At 69.0% G+C, this 15,045-nt stretch carries 15 protein-coding genes; 8 read left to right on the top strand and 7 right to left on the bottom strand.

The features are described 5' to 3' along the window. Window positions 1–25 precede the first annotated feature (25 nt). Complete coding sequence (locus H8R02_RS15620) at window positions 26–211, top strand: AbrB/MazE/SpoVT family DNA-binding domain-containing protein (RefSeq protein WP_187082364.1); 186 nt, start codon at window positions 26–28, stop codon at window positions 209–211. Here the strand turns inward: H8R02_RS15620 and H8R02_RS15615 are convergent. Genes H8R02_RS15615 through msrA form a run of 6 tightly spaced genes read right to left on the bottom strand, consistent with a single transcriptional unit; the run spans window position 208 to window position 5,569 of the window. After that, window positions 208–2,208 carry a TonB-dependent receptor gene (locus H8R02_RS15615; protein WP_187082363.1) on the bottom strand — a complete coding sequence of 667 codons (2,001 nt, stop codon included), beginning with the start codon at window positions 2,206–2,208 and terminating at the stop codon, window positions 208–210. The two genes, H8R02_RS15620 and H8R02_RS15615, sit on opposite strands and share 4 nt — an antisense overlap. Before the next feature lie 60 nt (window positions 2,209–2,268). After that, a complete protein-coding gene (locus tag H8R02_RS15610) occupies window positions 2,269–2,601 on the bottom strand; it encodes a hypothetical protein (RefSeq protein WP_187082362.1) in 333 nt (110 codons plus the stop codon). A 3-nt stretch (window positions 2,602–2,604) separates the two neighbouring features. Then, window positions 2,605–3,093, bottom strand: coding sequence for a DUF3299 domain-containing protein (locus tag H8R02_RS15605; protein ID WP_187082361.1), 489 nt, complete (start codon window positions 3,091–3,093; stop codon window positions 2,605–2,607). A 42-nt stretch (window positions 3,094–3,135) separates the two neighbouring features. After that, window positions 3,136–4,383 carry an ABC transporter permease gene (locus tag H8R02_RS15600; RefSeq protein WP_187082360.1) on the bottom strand — a complete coding sequence of 416 codons (1,248 nt, stop codon included), beginning with the start codon at window positions 4,381–4,383 and terminating at the stop codon, window positions 3,136–3,138. Beyond that, window positions 4,380–5,036, bottom strand: a complete 657-nt coding sequence (locus tag H8R02_RS15595; protein ID WP_187082359.1) for an ABC transporter ATP-binding protein — start codon at window positions 5,034–5,036, stop codon at window positions 4,380–4,382. Before H8R02_RS15595 ends, H8R02_RS15600 begins: the two co-directional genes overlap by 4 nt. After that, window positions 5,033–5,569 (bottom strand): peptide-methionine (S)-S-oxide reductase MsrA, encoded by a 537-nt coding sequence (gene msrA / locus H8R02_RS15590; protein ID WP_187082358.1) that lies wholly within the window; start codon window positions 5,567–5,569, stop codon window positions 5,033–5,035. Before msrA ends, H8R02_RS15595 begins: the two co-directional genes overlap by 4 nt. Before the next feature lie 64 nt (window positions 5,570–5,633). Here msrA and H8R02_RS15585 point away from each other — a divergent pair, with 64 nt between their 5' ends. Genes H8R02_RS15585 through H8R02_RS15555 form a run of 7 tightly spaced genes read left to right on the top strand, consistent with a single transcriptional unit; the run spans window position 5,634 to window position 13,813 of the window. Then, window positions 5,634–6,383, top strand: coding sequence for a YdcF family protein (locus H8R02_RS15585; protein WP_187082357.1), 750 nt, complete (start codon window positions 5,634–5,636; stop codon window positions 6,381–6,383). A gap of 45 nt (window positions 6,384–6,428) precedes the next feature. After that, window positions 6,429–7,112, top strand: coding sequence for a TetR/AcrR family transcriptional regulator (locus H8R02_RS15580; protein WP_187082356.1), 684 nt, complete (start codon window positions 6,429–6,431; stop codon window positions 7,110–7,112). Beyond that, entirely contained in the window at window positions 7,109–8,230 is a 1,122-nt protein-coding gene (locus tag H8R02_RS15575) for an efflux RND transporter periplasmic adaptor subunit (RefSeq protein WP_187082355.1), read from the top strand. Before H8R02_RS15580 ends, H8R02_RS15575 begins: the two co-directional genes overlap by 4 nt. A gap of 9 nt (window positions 8,231–8,239) precedes the next feature. Further along, window positions 8,240–11,434, top strand: a complete 3,195-nt coding sequence (locus H8R02_RS15570; protein WP_187082354.1) for an efflux RND transporter permease subunit — start codon at window positions 8,240–8,242, stop codon at window positions 11,432–11,434. 21 nt (window positions 11,435–11,455) lie between these two features. Further along, window positions 11,456–12,121, top strand: a complete 666-nt coding sequence (locus H8R02_RS15565; protein WP_187082353.1) for a protein-L-isoaspartate O-methyltransferase family protein — start codon at window positions 11,456–11,458, stop codon at window positions 12,119–12,121. Further along, complete coding sequence (locus tag H8R02_RS15560) at window positions 12,121–12,465, top strand: rhodanese-like domain-containing protein (protein WP_187082352.1); 345 nt, start codon at window positions 12,121–12,123, stop codon at window positions 12,463–12,465. The genes H8R02_RS15565 and H8R02_RS15560 overlap by 1 nt, the downstream gene beginning before the upstream one ends. 28 nt (window positions 12,466–12,493) lie before the next feature. Further along, window positions 12,494–13,813 (top strand): TolC family outer membrane protein, encoded by a 1,320-nt coding sequence (locus H8R02_RS15555; RefSeq protein WP_187082351.1) that lies wholly within the window; start codon window positions 12,494–12,496, stop codon window positions 13,811–13,813. Here the strand turns inward: H8R02_RS15555 and H8R02_RS15550 are convergent. After that, complete coding sequence (locus H8R02_RS15550; protein WP_187082350.1) at window positions 13,803–15,038, bottom strand: 3-deoxy-D-manno-octulosonic acid transferase; 1,236 nt, start codon at window positions 15,036–15,038, stop codon at window positions 13,803–13,805. The two genes, H8R02_RS15555 and H8R02_RS15550, sit on opposite strands and share 11 nt — an antisense overlap. Window positions 15,039–15,045 lie beyond the last annotated feature (7 nt).

The following is a 15,045-nucleotide window of genomic DNA, read 5'->3' as shown; positions in this document are numbered from 1 at the left end:
CTTGCGGAACATCGAGGAGGACCCAATGCAAACAGTACAGCTGACAGAAGTTGGAGATGCACTCGGAATCGTGCTGCCCCAGGATTTCCTGGAGAAGTTCCAGCTTGGCATCGGTAAGACCGTCTACCTGGTTGAAGCCGAGGACGGTTATGTGCTGACGCCAATTCCGCCACAGACAGACGCTCCGGCGGAAACCAATGCGGCCTGCTAGAACCCTGCCTGCAGCCCCAGCTTCAGATTGCGCCCCGGCAGCGGCGCCCGGCCTGGCGCGGTCTGCGTGAGGATGGACGTTGCGCTATAGGCGAGGCGGTCGCCGGCGTTGTCGACGCGGGCGTACCAGAGCAGCGAAGCCGGGCCTGCGTTCATGCGGTACGTGAGCGCGGCGTTCCACAGCGTGTAGCCTGCAGTCGGCCGGTCACCAGGGGGCACGCGGTCTTGCCGCGCATGCGTGTCGAAACCGATCCGCGCGCCCCAGGGTCCGCGTGAAGCAACGAGGGTGGCTCCGACGCGCAGCGGCGCGATGCGCGGCAGCGGCTCGCCGGTGGTGAGGTTGGTCGCGCGCACGGCGTCGGCGCGCAACTGCAGGTCGAGCACCGTGCCTGCTTCGAGCAGGCGCTTGTTGCCCGAGAGCTCCACGCCGCGGAAGCGCGCGCGCACCGGCGTATAGGCGAACTCGGGCAGCGGTTCGCCGTCGTCGGTGAGCAAGGTGTTGCCGGTGCCGAGCAGCGCGATGTAGTTCGAGAAGCGCGTCTGGAAAGCGTTGAAGCGCACGGTGTCGTGGCCCGACTTCCACTGCACGCCGGCATCGACGTTGAGCGACTTCTCGATGCCCGCCGATGCGTTGCCGATCTCCCATGCGCCGGTAGCCACGTGCGGCCCGTTGGCGTAAAGCTCGTAGTCCTTGGGCGCGCGCTCGCTGTGCGCGAGGTTCGCGGTGAATTCCCACTGCGGCGCGAACCGCCACAGCGCGCCCGCCGCAATGCTCGCGGGCGTGAAGCGGCGCTGCTCGGGCGCGAAACGCGCCAGCGCGGGATGGCCCAGCGAGTCCACGTCGACCTGCTCGTAGCGGCCGCCGAGCGACACCTTGCCCCAGCCTGTCCCCAGCTCCTCGTAAACGTACATCGCGCGCTGGCGCGTGCGGCTGTACGGCGCGAAGGCCTCCGCACCATCCGCCGAAAAGCGATTGCCTTCGGCCTGCAAACCGACCACGCCGCCCAGCGCGCCCAGCTTCGCGTGCTTCAGCTCCACGCGAAGGTCCGAGCCGTTGTTGCGAAACACCGTGCCGGGCACACCCGCCTCGAACTCGGTGTGGCGGTAGTCGGTGTGGCCCGCCTGCAGCTTGGCGGACTGCAGCCAGCCACCAAGGCCGCGCAACTCGCCTTCGAGCGCATAGCGGTTCGACCGCATGCCGATGGTCACTTCGTCTTGCGCGACCGTCCCGTAGTCGTTGCGATAGGTCCTGGCGGACAGGCCCAGGTAGCCCTTGTCGAACAGCAGCGAGCCGCCCGCGGCCGCGCCACTCGCGTGCGCGGCGGAATTGCACATGCGGCGCACGACTGTCGTCACGCCGCGCCGCGTGCAGGGCAGGTCCACCGGCACGCGCACGTCGCCGCCGCTGCGGTCGAAGGCGTCCGCGTGCAGCGCGAACTTCGACGTGCCGCCTTCCACGAGCGCCGCCGCGCTGCGTTCGTGGTTCGCGCTCGCCCAGCCGAGGTCGGCCTTGCCGCTCACGCCCTGGATGGCTTCACGCGGGATGCGGTTGTCGATCACGTTCACCGCGCCGCCGATCGCATTGCCGCCATACAGCAGCGCCGCCGGGCCGCGCAGCACCTCGATGCGCTCGACGGCGATCGGGTCGGTCGCCACCGCATGGTCGTAGCTCACGCTCGACGCGTCGGTGGACGCGCCGCCGTTGTTCAGCACGCGGATGCGGTCGCCGTCGAGCCCGCGCACCACCGGCCGGCTCGCATTCGGCCCGAAGTACGTGCTGGACACACCGGGCGTGTTGGCCAGTGTCTCGCCCAGTGTCGACTGCGAGCGCAGCAGCAGCTCGGGGCCGGAGAGCTGGTTGACGGGCGCGATGACGTCGCCGGTGCCCAGCGGGTTGCCGGTGACGGTCACGGTGGGGAGCGCAGGTTGCGCGAGCGCACCGCCTGCAACGGCGGCAAGGGCGGCGCCGATCGCGCCGCGAAGGTTTCTGTTGTGCATGTTCGTCCGAAGAAAAGCCGGGACGCGGCGCTCCATGAGCAGCCGCACGGGAGGGGCGATTCAGCGGACGGAAGGCGGGCCGCGCGCTTCGAAGAGCGCGCTGAAGCGATGCACGCAGCCGCCTTGCAGCTGCGCGAAGAGGAAGGCGGGGATGGCCAGCGGCAGCACCAACGCCACATGCACCGGCGCGGCATCGTGGCCGACGGCATCGAAGAGGCGGCAGGTGGAGTCGTCGTCGTGGCCTGCGAAGAGCGCGGTTGCCCACGAAGCGGAAACGGCACTCGCCTGCGCCTGCGACTTCCCTGCGTGCACGACGCCGTGCACGAATGCCAGCGACTGCGCCGCCAGCAGCGCAATCGCCAGCCAGAGGGCGAGGACGCGGCGCAGGGCCATGCCTTACTTGACGGGCACGGCGTCGACGACGCGGTAGTAAAGGCCGTAGGGGTCGTCGTTCAGGACCGCGAAGGTGCCCTCCACCGTCACCGGGTCCAGGGTGTACTTCACGGGTTCCTTCGTGCGCACTTCCACCATGCTCTCGGGCCCGCCCGGCGTGCAGAACTGGCACGTGAGCGGCACGGAGCTCAGGAGGAAGTGGCTCTGCTTCTCGCCGGGCTCCAGCGGCATCATGAAGCCCTGCACGCGCTGCTTGCGCTGGTTCAGCGCGAGCTGCTCCTTGCCGAAGACGGGCACGATCTTGTTCTTGTCGGCCTTGGTGGAGATGGCGGACAGCATCGCCCACGAGAGCACGTCCTTGCGCTCGGGCAGCGGCGCGAACGGGCTGTTGGGGCTGTGCACCCCGGGGCCGGTGCCTTGCGGGATCGCGCCCTGCTGGGCGTGGGCGGCCAGGGCCAGGGCGGCGGCAAGCAGGAGGGCTGCGTACTTCATCGGGTTCGACCTCGCGGCGTTGGACGCCGTATTTTGCACCCGTCAGCGGCTGTTCAACAGGTGGGCCACGTCGACCCGGTAGGCGCTGACGGCCGGTATGGCGGCCGCAAGGGCCGCCACCGCTAGCGCGAGCGCCGGGATCCAGGCTTCGTCCCGCACCCACACGGCCCCGGAAACGGGCAGCGACTGCTGCGCCTGCAGGATCGTGCCGACGGCTTCCGTGAGGAGGTGGCCCAGCCCGAGGCCGATCACCGACGCCAGAACCGCCAGCCACAACGCCTCGCACACCAGCAGCGCCGCCACCTTGGCCGGCGTCGCCCCCAGCATGCGCAGCATGGCGAGGTCCGCGCGGCGTTCGCGCACGGCGTTCCACAACGCGACGAAAACCGACAGCGCGGCACTGAGCAGCAGCACGGCGCCGACGCCCTGCAGCACTTCCCGCCCTACCCCCAGCATGCGCAGCAGCCGCGTCACCTCCACCGCGGGCGCGGCGGCCTGCATGCCGGTCTGGCTGTTGATGAAGCGCGGGAAGGTGGCTGCCGCCAGCGGGGTCCTGTACTTGACAAGGGCGACGGTCACTTCGCGGTCGTCGTCGTGGTCGCTGTCGTGGGCGTCCTTGTCCTTGCCGTGGTCCTTGTGCGTGGCGGGCTGCGGCGTGGGCTTCTTCGCGCCGGGCATCTCGTGGATGTGCCAGACGGACTCGGTGGAGGTGAGCACGAGCCGGTCCACCACGCAGCCGCAGGCGGCGAGCACGCCCGTGATGCGGTACGGCTTGTCGGCGTGCTTGTCGCCCGCGCCGGCCAGGCCGTGGCTGCCCGCGAAGCTGTCGCCGGGCTTCACGCCGAGCGTGTGCGCGACCTCGGCGCCCGCCACCGCTTCCATCGGTTCGCGCCACGCGGTGCCTGCCGCCACGCGGACGCGGTAGTGCTCCATGTACGCGGGCGTGGTGCCGACGATGCGGAACCCGCGGTAGCTGTCGCCGAGGCTGAGCGGAATGACCTGCGCGATCTGCGGCATTTTGGCGACGCGCTCCACTTCTTCCAGCTTCACGTTACCCGTGGGCACGTCGATGTGGAACACGCCGGAGAGGATCAGCTGCATCGGGCTGCCCTTGGCGCCGATCACCGCGTCGATGCCTGCGAGGTCGCGCTCGAACGACCGGCTCACCTGCGAGCCGACGAGCAGCACGAACGTTATCGACGCGAGCCCGAGCGTGAGGAGCAGCAGGTTGAGCACCGCTGCGATCGGCCGTGACCAGAGGTAGCGGAAGGCCAGCGCGAGCGTCTTCATGCGGCCACCGGCTCCGTGGCATCGAGCCGGTAGACCACGGCGTCCGCCAGCGCGTTGCGCACGCGCACGTCGTGCGTCGCAACCACGAGCGATGCGCCGCAAGCCTGCGCCACCTCACGCAGCAACTCGAGGGATGCGGCGGCGGCTTCGTCGTCCAGGCTTGCGGTGGGCTCGTCGGCCAGCAGCACGCGCGGGTTCATGAGGATGCTGCGTGCCAGCGCCACGCGCTGCGCCTGCCCCCCGGAGAGCTGCGACGGCTTGCGGCGTGCCACCTCGCCCACGCCGAGGCGAGCCAGCACTTCGTCGATGCGCGCGCCGTCTTCCGGCAGGCCGGCTGCATAGAACGCCAGCGCGAGGTTGGCGCGCACCGTGAGCGCTTCGCTCAAGTGCAGCTTCTGCGGCAGGAAGCCGACGCTCCGCGCGCGCCACGCGTCACGCGCACCGCGCGACAGCGCCGCGAGCGCCTGCCCCGCGACCTCCACGTCGCCCTGCGTCGGCGTGAGCAGGCCCGCGACGAGAGAGAGCCACGTCGACTTGCCGGAACCCGAGCGCCCCTGCAGCAGCAGCACGCCACCCCGCGCGAGTTCGACGTCCCGGAAAGCGAGCTGCGGGCCCGCAGGGTACTTGTAGCGCAGGCCGTGCGTGCGGATCACCGTTTCACGAGCTCCCGGAAGGTCTTGCGGAACTTGTCCACCTTCGGAGCCGCGACCGCCAGGCAATAGCCCTGCGTCGGGTTCTTCTCGAAGAAGTCCTGGTGGTAGTCCTCGGCCGGCCAGTAGTTGGACAGCGCTTTCACCTCGGTGACGATGGGCTTGCTGGTCGCCTTGGCCTCCGTGAGTTCGCGGATGATCTCCTCGGCGGCCTGCTTCTGCTCGTCGCTGGTGTAGTAGATGCCGCTGCGGTACTGCGTGCCGACGTCGTTGCCCTGCCGGTTCAGCTGGGTCGGGTCGTGGACGAGGAAGAAGATCTCCAGCACCTGGCGGGTGGTGATCTGCGTGGGGTCGTACGTGAGCTTGACCACCTCGTTGTGGCCGGTGGTGCCGGTGCAGACGTCCTGGTAGCTCGGGCGCTGCTGGTGGCCGTTGCTGTAGCCCGATTCGACGTCGGTGATGCCGCGCACTTCCTTGTAGACGGCCTCGGTGCACCAGAAGCAGCCGCCGCCGAGCACGATGACTTGTGGGTCCATGGGAACTCCTGTTGGGGGTGAACTGTAGTCGGTTCGCGCAGCCCGCGCCTTACCATGCGTTGCCATGGAATTCGGGGAACTCAAACCAATCCTCAAGGCGATCGCGCTGCCGCCCACCGGCCTGCTGCTGCTGGCACTGCTGGGCATGCTGCTCGCGCTGCGCAAACGCATCGCCGGTCTCGCGGTCTCGGCCACGGCCCTTGCAGGGTTGTGGCTGCTGGGGTGCAACGGTGTCGCAGTCGCCCTCGCGCACTGGCTGCTGCCGCCAGTCGTTCCCGTGACCGACAGGGAGCTGCAGGGCGTGCAGGCGATCGTCGTCCTCGGCGGCGGCATGGGCTACGCGCCCGAGTACGGCAACCTGCAGCCGAACCCCTGGGTGCTCTCGCGCCTGCGTTTCACGGCCGCTCTCGCGCGGCGCACCGGCAAGCCGGTGGCCGTCTCCTCCGGCAACGGCTGGGGCGGCGAGGAAATCGACGAGGCCGAAGCGGTGGTGTACGCCCGCATGCTTGCGGGCGACTACGGCATCAAGCCTCGCTGGCTGGAAAGCAAGTCGCGCGACACGCGCGAGAACGCCGAGATGACGGCGGCCTTGCTCCGGCCGGAGGGCATCCGGCGCATCGCGGTCGTCACGGACGCGGCCCACATGCCGCGGTCCTTGCGCAACTTCCGGGAGGCAGGCTTCGACGTCGTGGCCGCGCCGACCGATTTCATCGGGCGCTCCGGCACTTTCATTTACGACTGGCTGCCGACCGCCCGCGGCCTGCGCAATTGCCATTACGTCCTGCACGAGTGGCTCGGCGCGAGATTGACTTGACCCCCGGCTCGGCAGTACATTACTAACCAGTCAGTCATTAACTTCATGGCCACTTTGACCAAACTCATCCGCCCGCTCTCGGAGGACGCGCAAGGCAAGCGCGAGCGGCGCAAGGAAGCACGCCCGGGCGAGCTGCTGGACGCCGCGCTGGACCTGTTCGTCGAGAAGGGTTTCGCCGCCACGCGAGCCGAGGAGGTGGCCGCGCGCGCCGGGGTTTCCAAAGGCACCCTCTTCCTCTATTTCCCGAGCAAGGAGGAGCTGTTCAAGGCCGTGGTGCGGGAGAACATCTCCGGCCGCTTCAGCGAGTGGAACGAGGAGTTCGCCACCTTCGAGGGCAGCACCCTCGAGATGGTGCGCTACTGCATCCAGGTGTGGTGGGAGCGCATCGGCGCCACGCGCGCGTCGGGCATCACCAAGCTGATCATCAGCGAGGCGCGCAACTTCCCCGACCTGGCGGCCTTCTACCAGCAGGAAGTGATCCGCCCCGGCACCGACCTCGTGCGGCGCATCCTGCAGCGCGGCGTCGCGCGCGGCGAGTTCCGCAAGGACCTCGACCTCGACTACGCGGTCTTCAGCCTCATCTCGCCGATGGTGCACCTCATCATGATGAAGCACTCGCTGGCGCCCTGCTGCCCGCAGGACTACCCGCTGGACATCGAACGCTACCTCAAGTCCATCGCCGACAACCTGCTGCACGGCCTGTGCGTGCGACGTGAGGCCGCCGCATGAAGGCGCTGCCGTGGAAGTGGATCGTGGCAGTGGCCATCGCGCTCGTCGTCGCAGGCGGCGCGCTGAAGATGATGTCGGCCCGCAAGGAAGCCGCGGCCGCCGCTCCCAAGGCGCAAGCCGTCGTGGAGCTTGCCGCCACCGACGTGGTGAAGGCCGAAGCGCGCGAACTGCAGCGCGGCCTGCCCATCTCCGGCTCGCTGCGCGCGGTGGACTCCGCCGTCGTGAAGGCGCGCGTCGCCGGTGAACTGCAAGGCCTCGTCGTGCGCGAAGGCGACGCGGTGAAGGCCGGCCAGCTCATTGCGCGCATCGACCCGACCGAGACACAGGCGCGGCTGAAGCAGGCGCAGGAACAGGCCGACTCCGCCAAGGCGCAGATCGAGATCGCGCAGCGGCAGTACAACAACAACAAGTCGCTGGTGGACCAGGGCTTCATCTCGAAGACCGCACTCGACACGTCGTGGCACAACTTCGTCTCGGCCGAGGCGAACCACAAGGCCGCGCTCGCGGCGGTGGACATGGCGAAGAAGTCGCTCGACGACACGGCATTGAAGGCCCCCATCAACGGCGTCGTGTCGCAGCGCTTCGCGCAGCCGGGCGAACGCGTCGGTGTCGACGGCCGCGTGGTGGAGATCGTGGACCTCGGCCGTCTCGAAGTGGAAGCCACGCTCTCCGCGGCCGATTCGATCGAAGTGCGCGTGGGCCAGGAAGCCACGCTGCAGGTCGAAGGCAGCACGCGGCCCGTCGCCGCCAAGGTGATCCGCATCAACCCGAGCGCGCAGGCGGGCAGCCGCAGCGTGCTGGTGTACCTCGCCATCCAGGACCCGACGGGCCTGCGGCAAGGCCTTTTCGCGCAGGGTTCGCTCGGCACGGGCAAGGCGTCGACGCTCGCCGTGCCGCTGAACGCGGTCCGCACCGACAAGCCCGCGCCCTATGTGCAGGTCGTGGAGAACAACCAGGTGGCGCACAAGGCCGTGAAGACCGGCGCGCGCGGCGTCGAGGGGCAGGAGGCCTGGGTGGGCGTCGAAGGCGTGCCCGCGGGCGCCACCGTCATCAAGGGCCACGTGGGCGCCTTGCGTGAAGGCACCGCGGTGAAGTTCACCGCGCATCCGAAGCCATAAGCCCGCGCCATGTGGTTCACCCGCGTCAGCCTGAAGAACCCGGTGTTCGCCACGATGGTGATGCTCGCCATCGTGGTGCTGGGCGCCTTCTCCTACCAGCGCCTGAAGGTCGACCAGTTCCCCAACATCGACCTGCCGGTCGTGGTGGTGCAGGCCGACTACCCGGGCGCGTCGCCCGAGATCGTCGAGTCCGAGGTCACCAAGAAGATCGAGGAGGCGGTGAACTCCATCGCGGGCATCAACGCCCTCACCTCGCGCAGCTACGAGGGCACGGGCGTCGTCATCATCGAGTTCCAGTTGCACATCGACGGGCGCAAGGCGGCCGAGGACGTGCGCGAGAAGGTGGCTGCGGTGCGCCCGACCTTCCGCACGGAAGTGAAGGAGCCGCGCGTGCTGCGCTTCGACCCGGCCAGCCGCGCGATCTGGTCGATCGCCGTGCTGCCGGATGCCTCCAAGGGCAAGGCACCGAACGCCGTCGAACTCACCAACTGGGCCGACCAGGTCCTGAAGAAGCGCCTGGAGAACGTGCGCGGCGTCGGCTCCGTGTCGCTCGTGGGCGGCACCAAGCGCGAGATCAACATCTACCTCAACCCGGGCGCGATGGAGGCGCTGGGCATCACGGCCGACCAGGTGGTGGCGGCCGTGCGCAACGAGAACCAGGACCTGCCGCTCGGCGCGATCCGCTCGCTCGCGCAGGAGCGCGTGGTGCAGATCGACGCGCGCATGCAGCGGCCGGAAGACTTCGGCAAGATCATCGTCGCGCGCAAGGCCGGCGCGCCGGTGCGCATCGAGCAGGTCGCGCGCGTGAGCGACGGCGGGCAGGAGATCGACAGCCTGGCCCTCTACAACGGCGAGCGCACGCTGCTGCTGGCCGTGCAGAAGGCCCAGGACGAGAACACCATCGACGTCATCGACGGGCTGAAGTCCACGGTCGAGGAGATGAAGAAGCAGCTGCCGCCGGGCGTGCGGCTGCAGGAAGTGACCGACGGCTCGCGGCCGATCCGCGTGGCTGTCGCCAACGTGCAGCGCACGCTGTTCGAAGGCGCGGCACTGACCATCCTCATCGTCTTCCTGTTCCTGAACTCGTGGCGCTCCACGGTCATCACCGGCCTCACGCTGCCCATCGCGCTGATCGGCACGTTCCTCTTCATGTACGCGTTCGGCTTCTCGGTGAACATGATCACGCTGATGGCGCTGTCGCTGTGCGTGGGCCTGCTGATCGACGACGCCATCGTCGTGCGCGAGAACATCGTGCGGCACGTGCAGATGGGCAAGCAGCCCTACCAGGCGTCGCTCGACGGCACCAACGAGATCGGGCTTGCGGTGCTGGCGACCACGTTCTCCATCGTGGCGGTGTTCCTGCCCATCGGCTTCATGGGCGGCATCATCGGCAAGTTCTTCCACGAGTTCGGCGTGACCATCGTGGCGGCCGTGCTGATCTCGATGTTCGTGAGCTTCACGCTGGACCCGATGCTGTCGTCAATCTGGCACGACCCGGAGATCGAGTCGCACGGCAAGCCCAGGGACAACCCCACGCTCTACGACAGGACGATCGGCCGCGTGACGGCATGGTTCGACCACGCCACCGACTGGCTCATCGACGCCTACCAGGCGATCCTGCGCTGGTCGCTCGGGCACAAGCTGGCCACCGTGCTCGGCTCCATCGCGATCTTCGTCACCAGCATCTTCATGGTGCCGCTGCTGGGCACCGAGTTCGTGCCCAAGGCGGACTTCTCCGAGACGTCGATCAACTTCTACACGCCGGTGGGCTCGTCGCTGGAGCTCACCGAGGCCAAGGCGCGCCAGGTCGAGGCCATCGTGCGCGAGTTCCCCGAGGTTCGCTACACGCTCGCGATGGTCAACGCCGGCAACGCGCAGGGCAAGATCTACGCGTACGTCTATGTGCGCCTCACGGACCGCAAGCTGCGCACGCGCAGCGTGGACCAGATGTCGGGCGTTCTGCGCGAGCGGCTCAAGCAGGTTCCCGGCATCACGGTCACGCACGTGGGCCTGCTCGACTCGGTGGGCGGCAACAAGCAGATCGAGTTCTCGCTGCAGGGGCCCGACCTCAAGGAGCTGGAGCGGCTCTCGCGCCTGGTGATGGACAAGGTGCGCCCGATCCCCGGCCTCGTCGACCTCGACTCGAGCGTCAAGCCCGACAAGCCGGTCGTCGGCGTCGACGTGAAGCGCGATGCCGCGTCCGACCTCGGCCTGTCCGTCGGCCAGATTGCCGGCTCGCTGCGCACGCTCGTCGCAGGCCAGACCGTCGGCAACTGGCGCGCCCCCGACGACCAGACCTACGACGTCAACGTGCGCCTCTCGCCCGACGCGCGCGTCGCGCCGCAGGACCTCGAACGCCTTCCCTTTGCCATGGGCACCAATGCCGACGGCAGCCCCCGCATCGTGCGCCTGAACCAGGTGGCGAGCATCAGGGAGACGACCGGGCCCAACCAGATCAACCGTCGGGACCTGACGCGCGAGGTGGCGATCAACGCCAACGCGTTCGGCCGCGCGGCCGGCGACGTGTCGAAGGACATCAAGGCAAAACTCGAAGAGGTGCAGTTCCCGCCCGGCTACCGCTACCAGTTCGGCGGCTCCACCAAGAACATGCAGGAGTCGTTCGGCTACGCCGTCAGCGCGCTCGCGATGGCGGTGGTCTTCATCTACATGATCCTCGCCAGCCAGTTCAAGAGCTTCCTGCAGCCGCTGGCGCTGATGACCTCGCTGCCGCTCACGCTGATCGGCGTCGTGCTGGCGCTCATGGCCTTCCGCTCGACGCTGTCGATCTTCTCCGTGATCGGCATCGTGATGCTCATGGGCCTGGTGACCAAGAACGCCATCCTGCTGGTGGACTTCGCCATCCGCATGCGCGAGCAGGGCATGCAACGTTCGGAGGCGCTGCTGTACGCGGCCAAGGTGCGGCTGCGCCCGATCCTGATGACCACGCTGGCCATGATCTTCGGCATGGTGCCGCTGGCCTTCGCGCTCACCGAGGGCTCGGAGCAGCGCGCGCCGATGGGGCAGGCGGTGATCGGCGGGGTGATCACCTCGTCGCTCCTGACACTGGTGGTCGTGCCGGTCGTCTACTGTTACCTGGACGACCTGGCGAGCTGGGCGTTCGGGCGCAACCGGAAAACGGCCTCTTCTGGAGGTGGCGCAAGCCCCGAGGGCCAGCCGGCTTCTAGAATCGACGGTTTGTCCTGAACCCGCCCCCGGAGGAATGCCATGACCGCCCCCCAAGACCTCGAACGCGCCCGCTTCAACATGATCGAGCAGCAGATCCGCCCCTGGGACGTGCTCGACCCCGAAGTGCTGGACCTGCTCGGGCTGGTCAAGCGCGAGGATTTCGTCCCGGCCGCGCACAAGGCGCTGGCCTTCGTGGACATGGAGCTGCCGCTGGGCGGCGGCCGCAGCATGCTGGCGCCCAAGGTGGAAGCGCGCATGCTGCAGGACCTGGACGTCAAGCCGGACGAGAAGGTGCTGGAGGTCGGCACCGGCTCGGGCTACATGGCCGCCCTGCTGGGCAAGCGCGCCGCGCGCGTGATCACCCTGGAAGTGGACGCCGGCCTTGCTGCCACCGCCCGTGCCAACCTGCAGAAGGCCGGCCTCGCCAACGTGGACGTGAGGCAGGCCGACGGGTCCAAGGGCCTGCCGGGCGAGGCGCCGTTCGACGTGATCGTGCTCTCCGGCTCCGTGCCCGAGGTGCCGCGCGCGCTGCTGGAGCAGCTCAAGGTCGGCGGCCGGCTGGCGGCCATCACCGGCAACGAGCCGGTCATGCGCGCCACCTTCATCACCCGCACCGGCGATGCGTCGTACGAGACGAAGCAGCCCTGGGACACCGTGGCCCCGCGCCTGGCCAACTTCCCCGAGCCCTCGCGGTTTTCGTTCTGATGATCGACCAGGTCCGTCCCTCGCAGCTTCCCGACTGGCTCGCCGACGCGGCCTCGGGCGGCGCCGTGCCGGTGGTGCTGGACGTGCGCGAGCCGTGGGAGCTGCAGGCGGCCGGCGTGAAGCCCGAGGGCTTCGAGCTGGTCGCCATCCCGATGGCGCAGATCCCCGCCCGCCTGGGCGAGATGGACTCGGGCCGCCCCGTCGCCGTGCTGTGCCACCACGGCGCGCGCAGCCAGCGGGTGGCGATGTTCCTCGCCCAGCAGGGCTTTTCACGCGTCGCCAACATTGCGGGCGGCATCGACCTGTGGTCGGCCGAACGCGACCCGGGCGTTCCTCGCTATTGACCTTCAAGAAGACGGAAAGAAACCAAGAATGAAATCGATGCGGCTCGTTCCCCTGGCGCTGGCAGTCGGCCTGGCGTTCGCGGCCCCGGCGCGGGCCGAAAGCCTGCTGCAGCTGTACGAGGCCGCGCGCGCGCAGGACGCCAACTGGCAGTCGGCGCGGTCGCAGTACGAAGCCAACCTCGCGCGCGCCGCGCAGGCGGTGGCCGGCATCCTGCCGCAGGCGGGCCTCGCCGCCAACGTGACGCGTTCGCACTTCGAGCTGGACGTGCCGCCCGCTGACCGCTACTACACCACGCAGTCGGCCACCGTCAGCGCTTCGCAGCCGCTGTACCGCCCCGCGAACTGGGCCACCTTCAAGCAGGGCGACAAGCAGGCGCAGCAAGCCGAGTACCAGCTCACGGTGGCGGGGCAGGACCTCGTCATCCGCGTGAGCCAGGCCTACTTCGACGTGCTCGCCGCGCAGGACACACTGGCTTTCGTTCGCGCGCAGAAAGCCGCGGTGGCCGAACAGCTAGCCTCCGCCAAGCGCAACTTCGAGGTCGGGACAGCGACCATCACCGACACGCGCGAAGCGCAGGCCCGCTACGACCTCGTGCTGGCGCAGGAGATCGCGGCCGAGAACGACCTGCGGGTGAAGAAGCTCGCGCTGGACACCATCGTCGGCAAGAACAATGTCGAGCCGGATCCGGTGGCCGTCACCAAGGTGCCGAGCCCGCAGCCGGCGGACCCCGAGGCGTGGGTGCAGCAGGCCGAGGCGGCGAGCCCGCAAATCCTGCTCCAGCGCGCCGCGGTCGACATCGCGACGCTCGAAGTCGACAAGGCGCGTGCCGGCCACAAACCCACGGTGGACCTCGTGGCCTCGCAGAACGTCACGCGCAACGTCGGCGGCAGCACCACTTCGGGCATCGACAACCGGCCCAAGCTGGGCAGCATCGGCCTGAACTTCAACCTGCCGCTCTTCGCCGGCTTCGCCACGCAGAACCGCATCCGCGAGACGCTGGCGCTGGAGCAGAAGGCGCGCGACGACCTGGAAGCAACGCGCCGCACGGTGGCGCAGCAGGTGCGCACCGCCTACTTCGGCGTTGTTTCCGGCGAGGGCCAGGTGCGCGCGCTGGAAGCCGCGGAGGCATCAAGCCAGAGCGCGCTGGACGCAAACCGCCTCGGCTACCAGGTGGGCGTGCGCATCAACATCGACGTGCTGAACGCGCAGAGCCAGCTGTTCCAGACCAAGCGCGACCTCGCGCAGGCGCGCTACAACGTGGTGCTGGGGCACCTGAAGCTGCGGCAGGCGAACGGGACGTTGACGCCGGATGACCTGACGCGTTTGAGCCAGCTGCTCAAGCCCTGAGCAGACCGAGCACGGCGGCGGCGGTTTTCGCCGCCGCACCGCGATGCGCCGCGGCGAACGCAAGGCACGCTTGCGTGATGTCGCGGTGATCCTTTGCGACTGCGACGCCCCGGCGCACGCCCTCTTCCATCCCACTCACGCGTAACGCGGCACCGGCCTGCTCCGCAAGCTCCGCGGCTTCGGCGAAGTTGAACGTGTGCGGTCCCATCACCACAGGGCAGCCACAGGCGGCGGCTTCGATCAGGTTCTGCCCGCCAAGTGGCGCGAAACTGCCACCGAGCAACGCAACGTCGGACAGGCCGTAGTACAGCGCCATCTCGCCAAGCGAATCGCCGATCCACACGTCAGCGCGCTCGGGTGAATCACCCCACGCACTGCGGCGCGACACGGTGAACCCCGCCTGCGCGACGAGCCCGGCGACTTCGTCGAAGCGTTGCGGATGGCGCGGCACGACCAGCCATTGCACGCCCGCATCGCGCGGCAACGCTCGCAGGAACTCCGCCTCCTCGCCCTCGCGCGAGCTCGCGAACATGACGACGGGCCGGCCCAGCGAAAAGCGCCATGCCTGCCCTTGCGCGATCTGCGCGCCGTTCGGCGTCGCATCGAATTTCAGGTTGCCGAAGACGCCTTTCACGGTCGCCCCGGCTTCGGCCAGCCGCCGCGCATCGGCCTCGGTCTGCGCCCACACGGCCGAAAGAGAGCCATACGCCGGCCGGGACAAGCCCGACAGCCGCCGCGTCTGCGCCAGCGACTTCTCCGAGAGACGCGCATTCGCCAGCGCCAGCGGCACGCCCTGCGCCTTGCACAGCGCCGCGATGTTGGGCCACACCTCGGTTTCCATCAGCACGCCCGCGCTGGGCCTGAAGTGGTTGAGGAAGCGCGTCACCGCGCCCGGCGTGTCCCAGGGCAACCACGCCTGCGCGTCGCCGTCACGCAGCAGGCGCAGGCCTTCGGCGCGGCCGGTCGCCGTGCCGTGCGTGAGCAGCAGGCGCAAACCCGGCTGCTCGCGCCGCAAGGCATCGACAAGGATCGCGGCCGCACGCGTTTCTCCCAGGGACACCGCGTGGATCCACAGCCGCCCCGGCTGCGTCGCGCCTTCGTAACGGCCGAAGCGCTCCTCCACGTGTTCGAGGTAACCCGGCTCCGCCACGCCGCGCCGGCGCAGCTTGCGCCGCAGCAGCGGCTGCGCGCCGAGCATGGCAAGGGTGTAGAGCGGGCGCATCATGGCCGCG

Source organism: Ramlibacter albus (genome assembly GCF_014297445.1).
GTDB classification, from domain to species: Bacteria; Pseudomonadota; Gammaproteobacteria; order Burkholderiales; family Burkholderiaceae_C; genus Ramlibacter; species Ramlibacter albus.
This window is presented reverse-complemented; position numbering and strand designations above follow the sequence as displayed.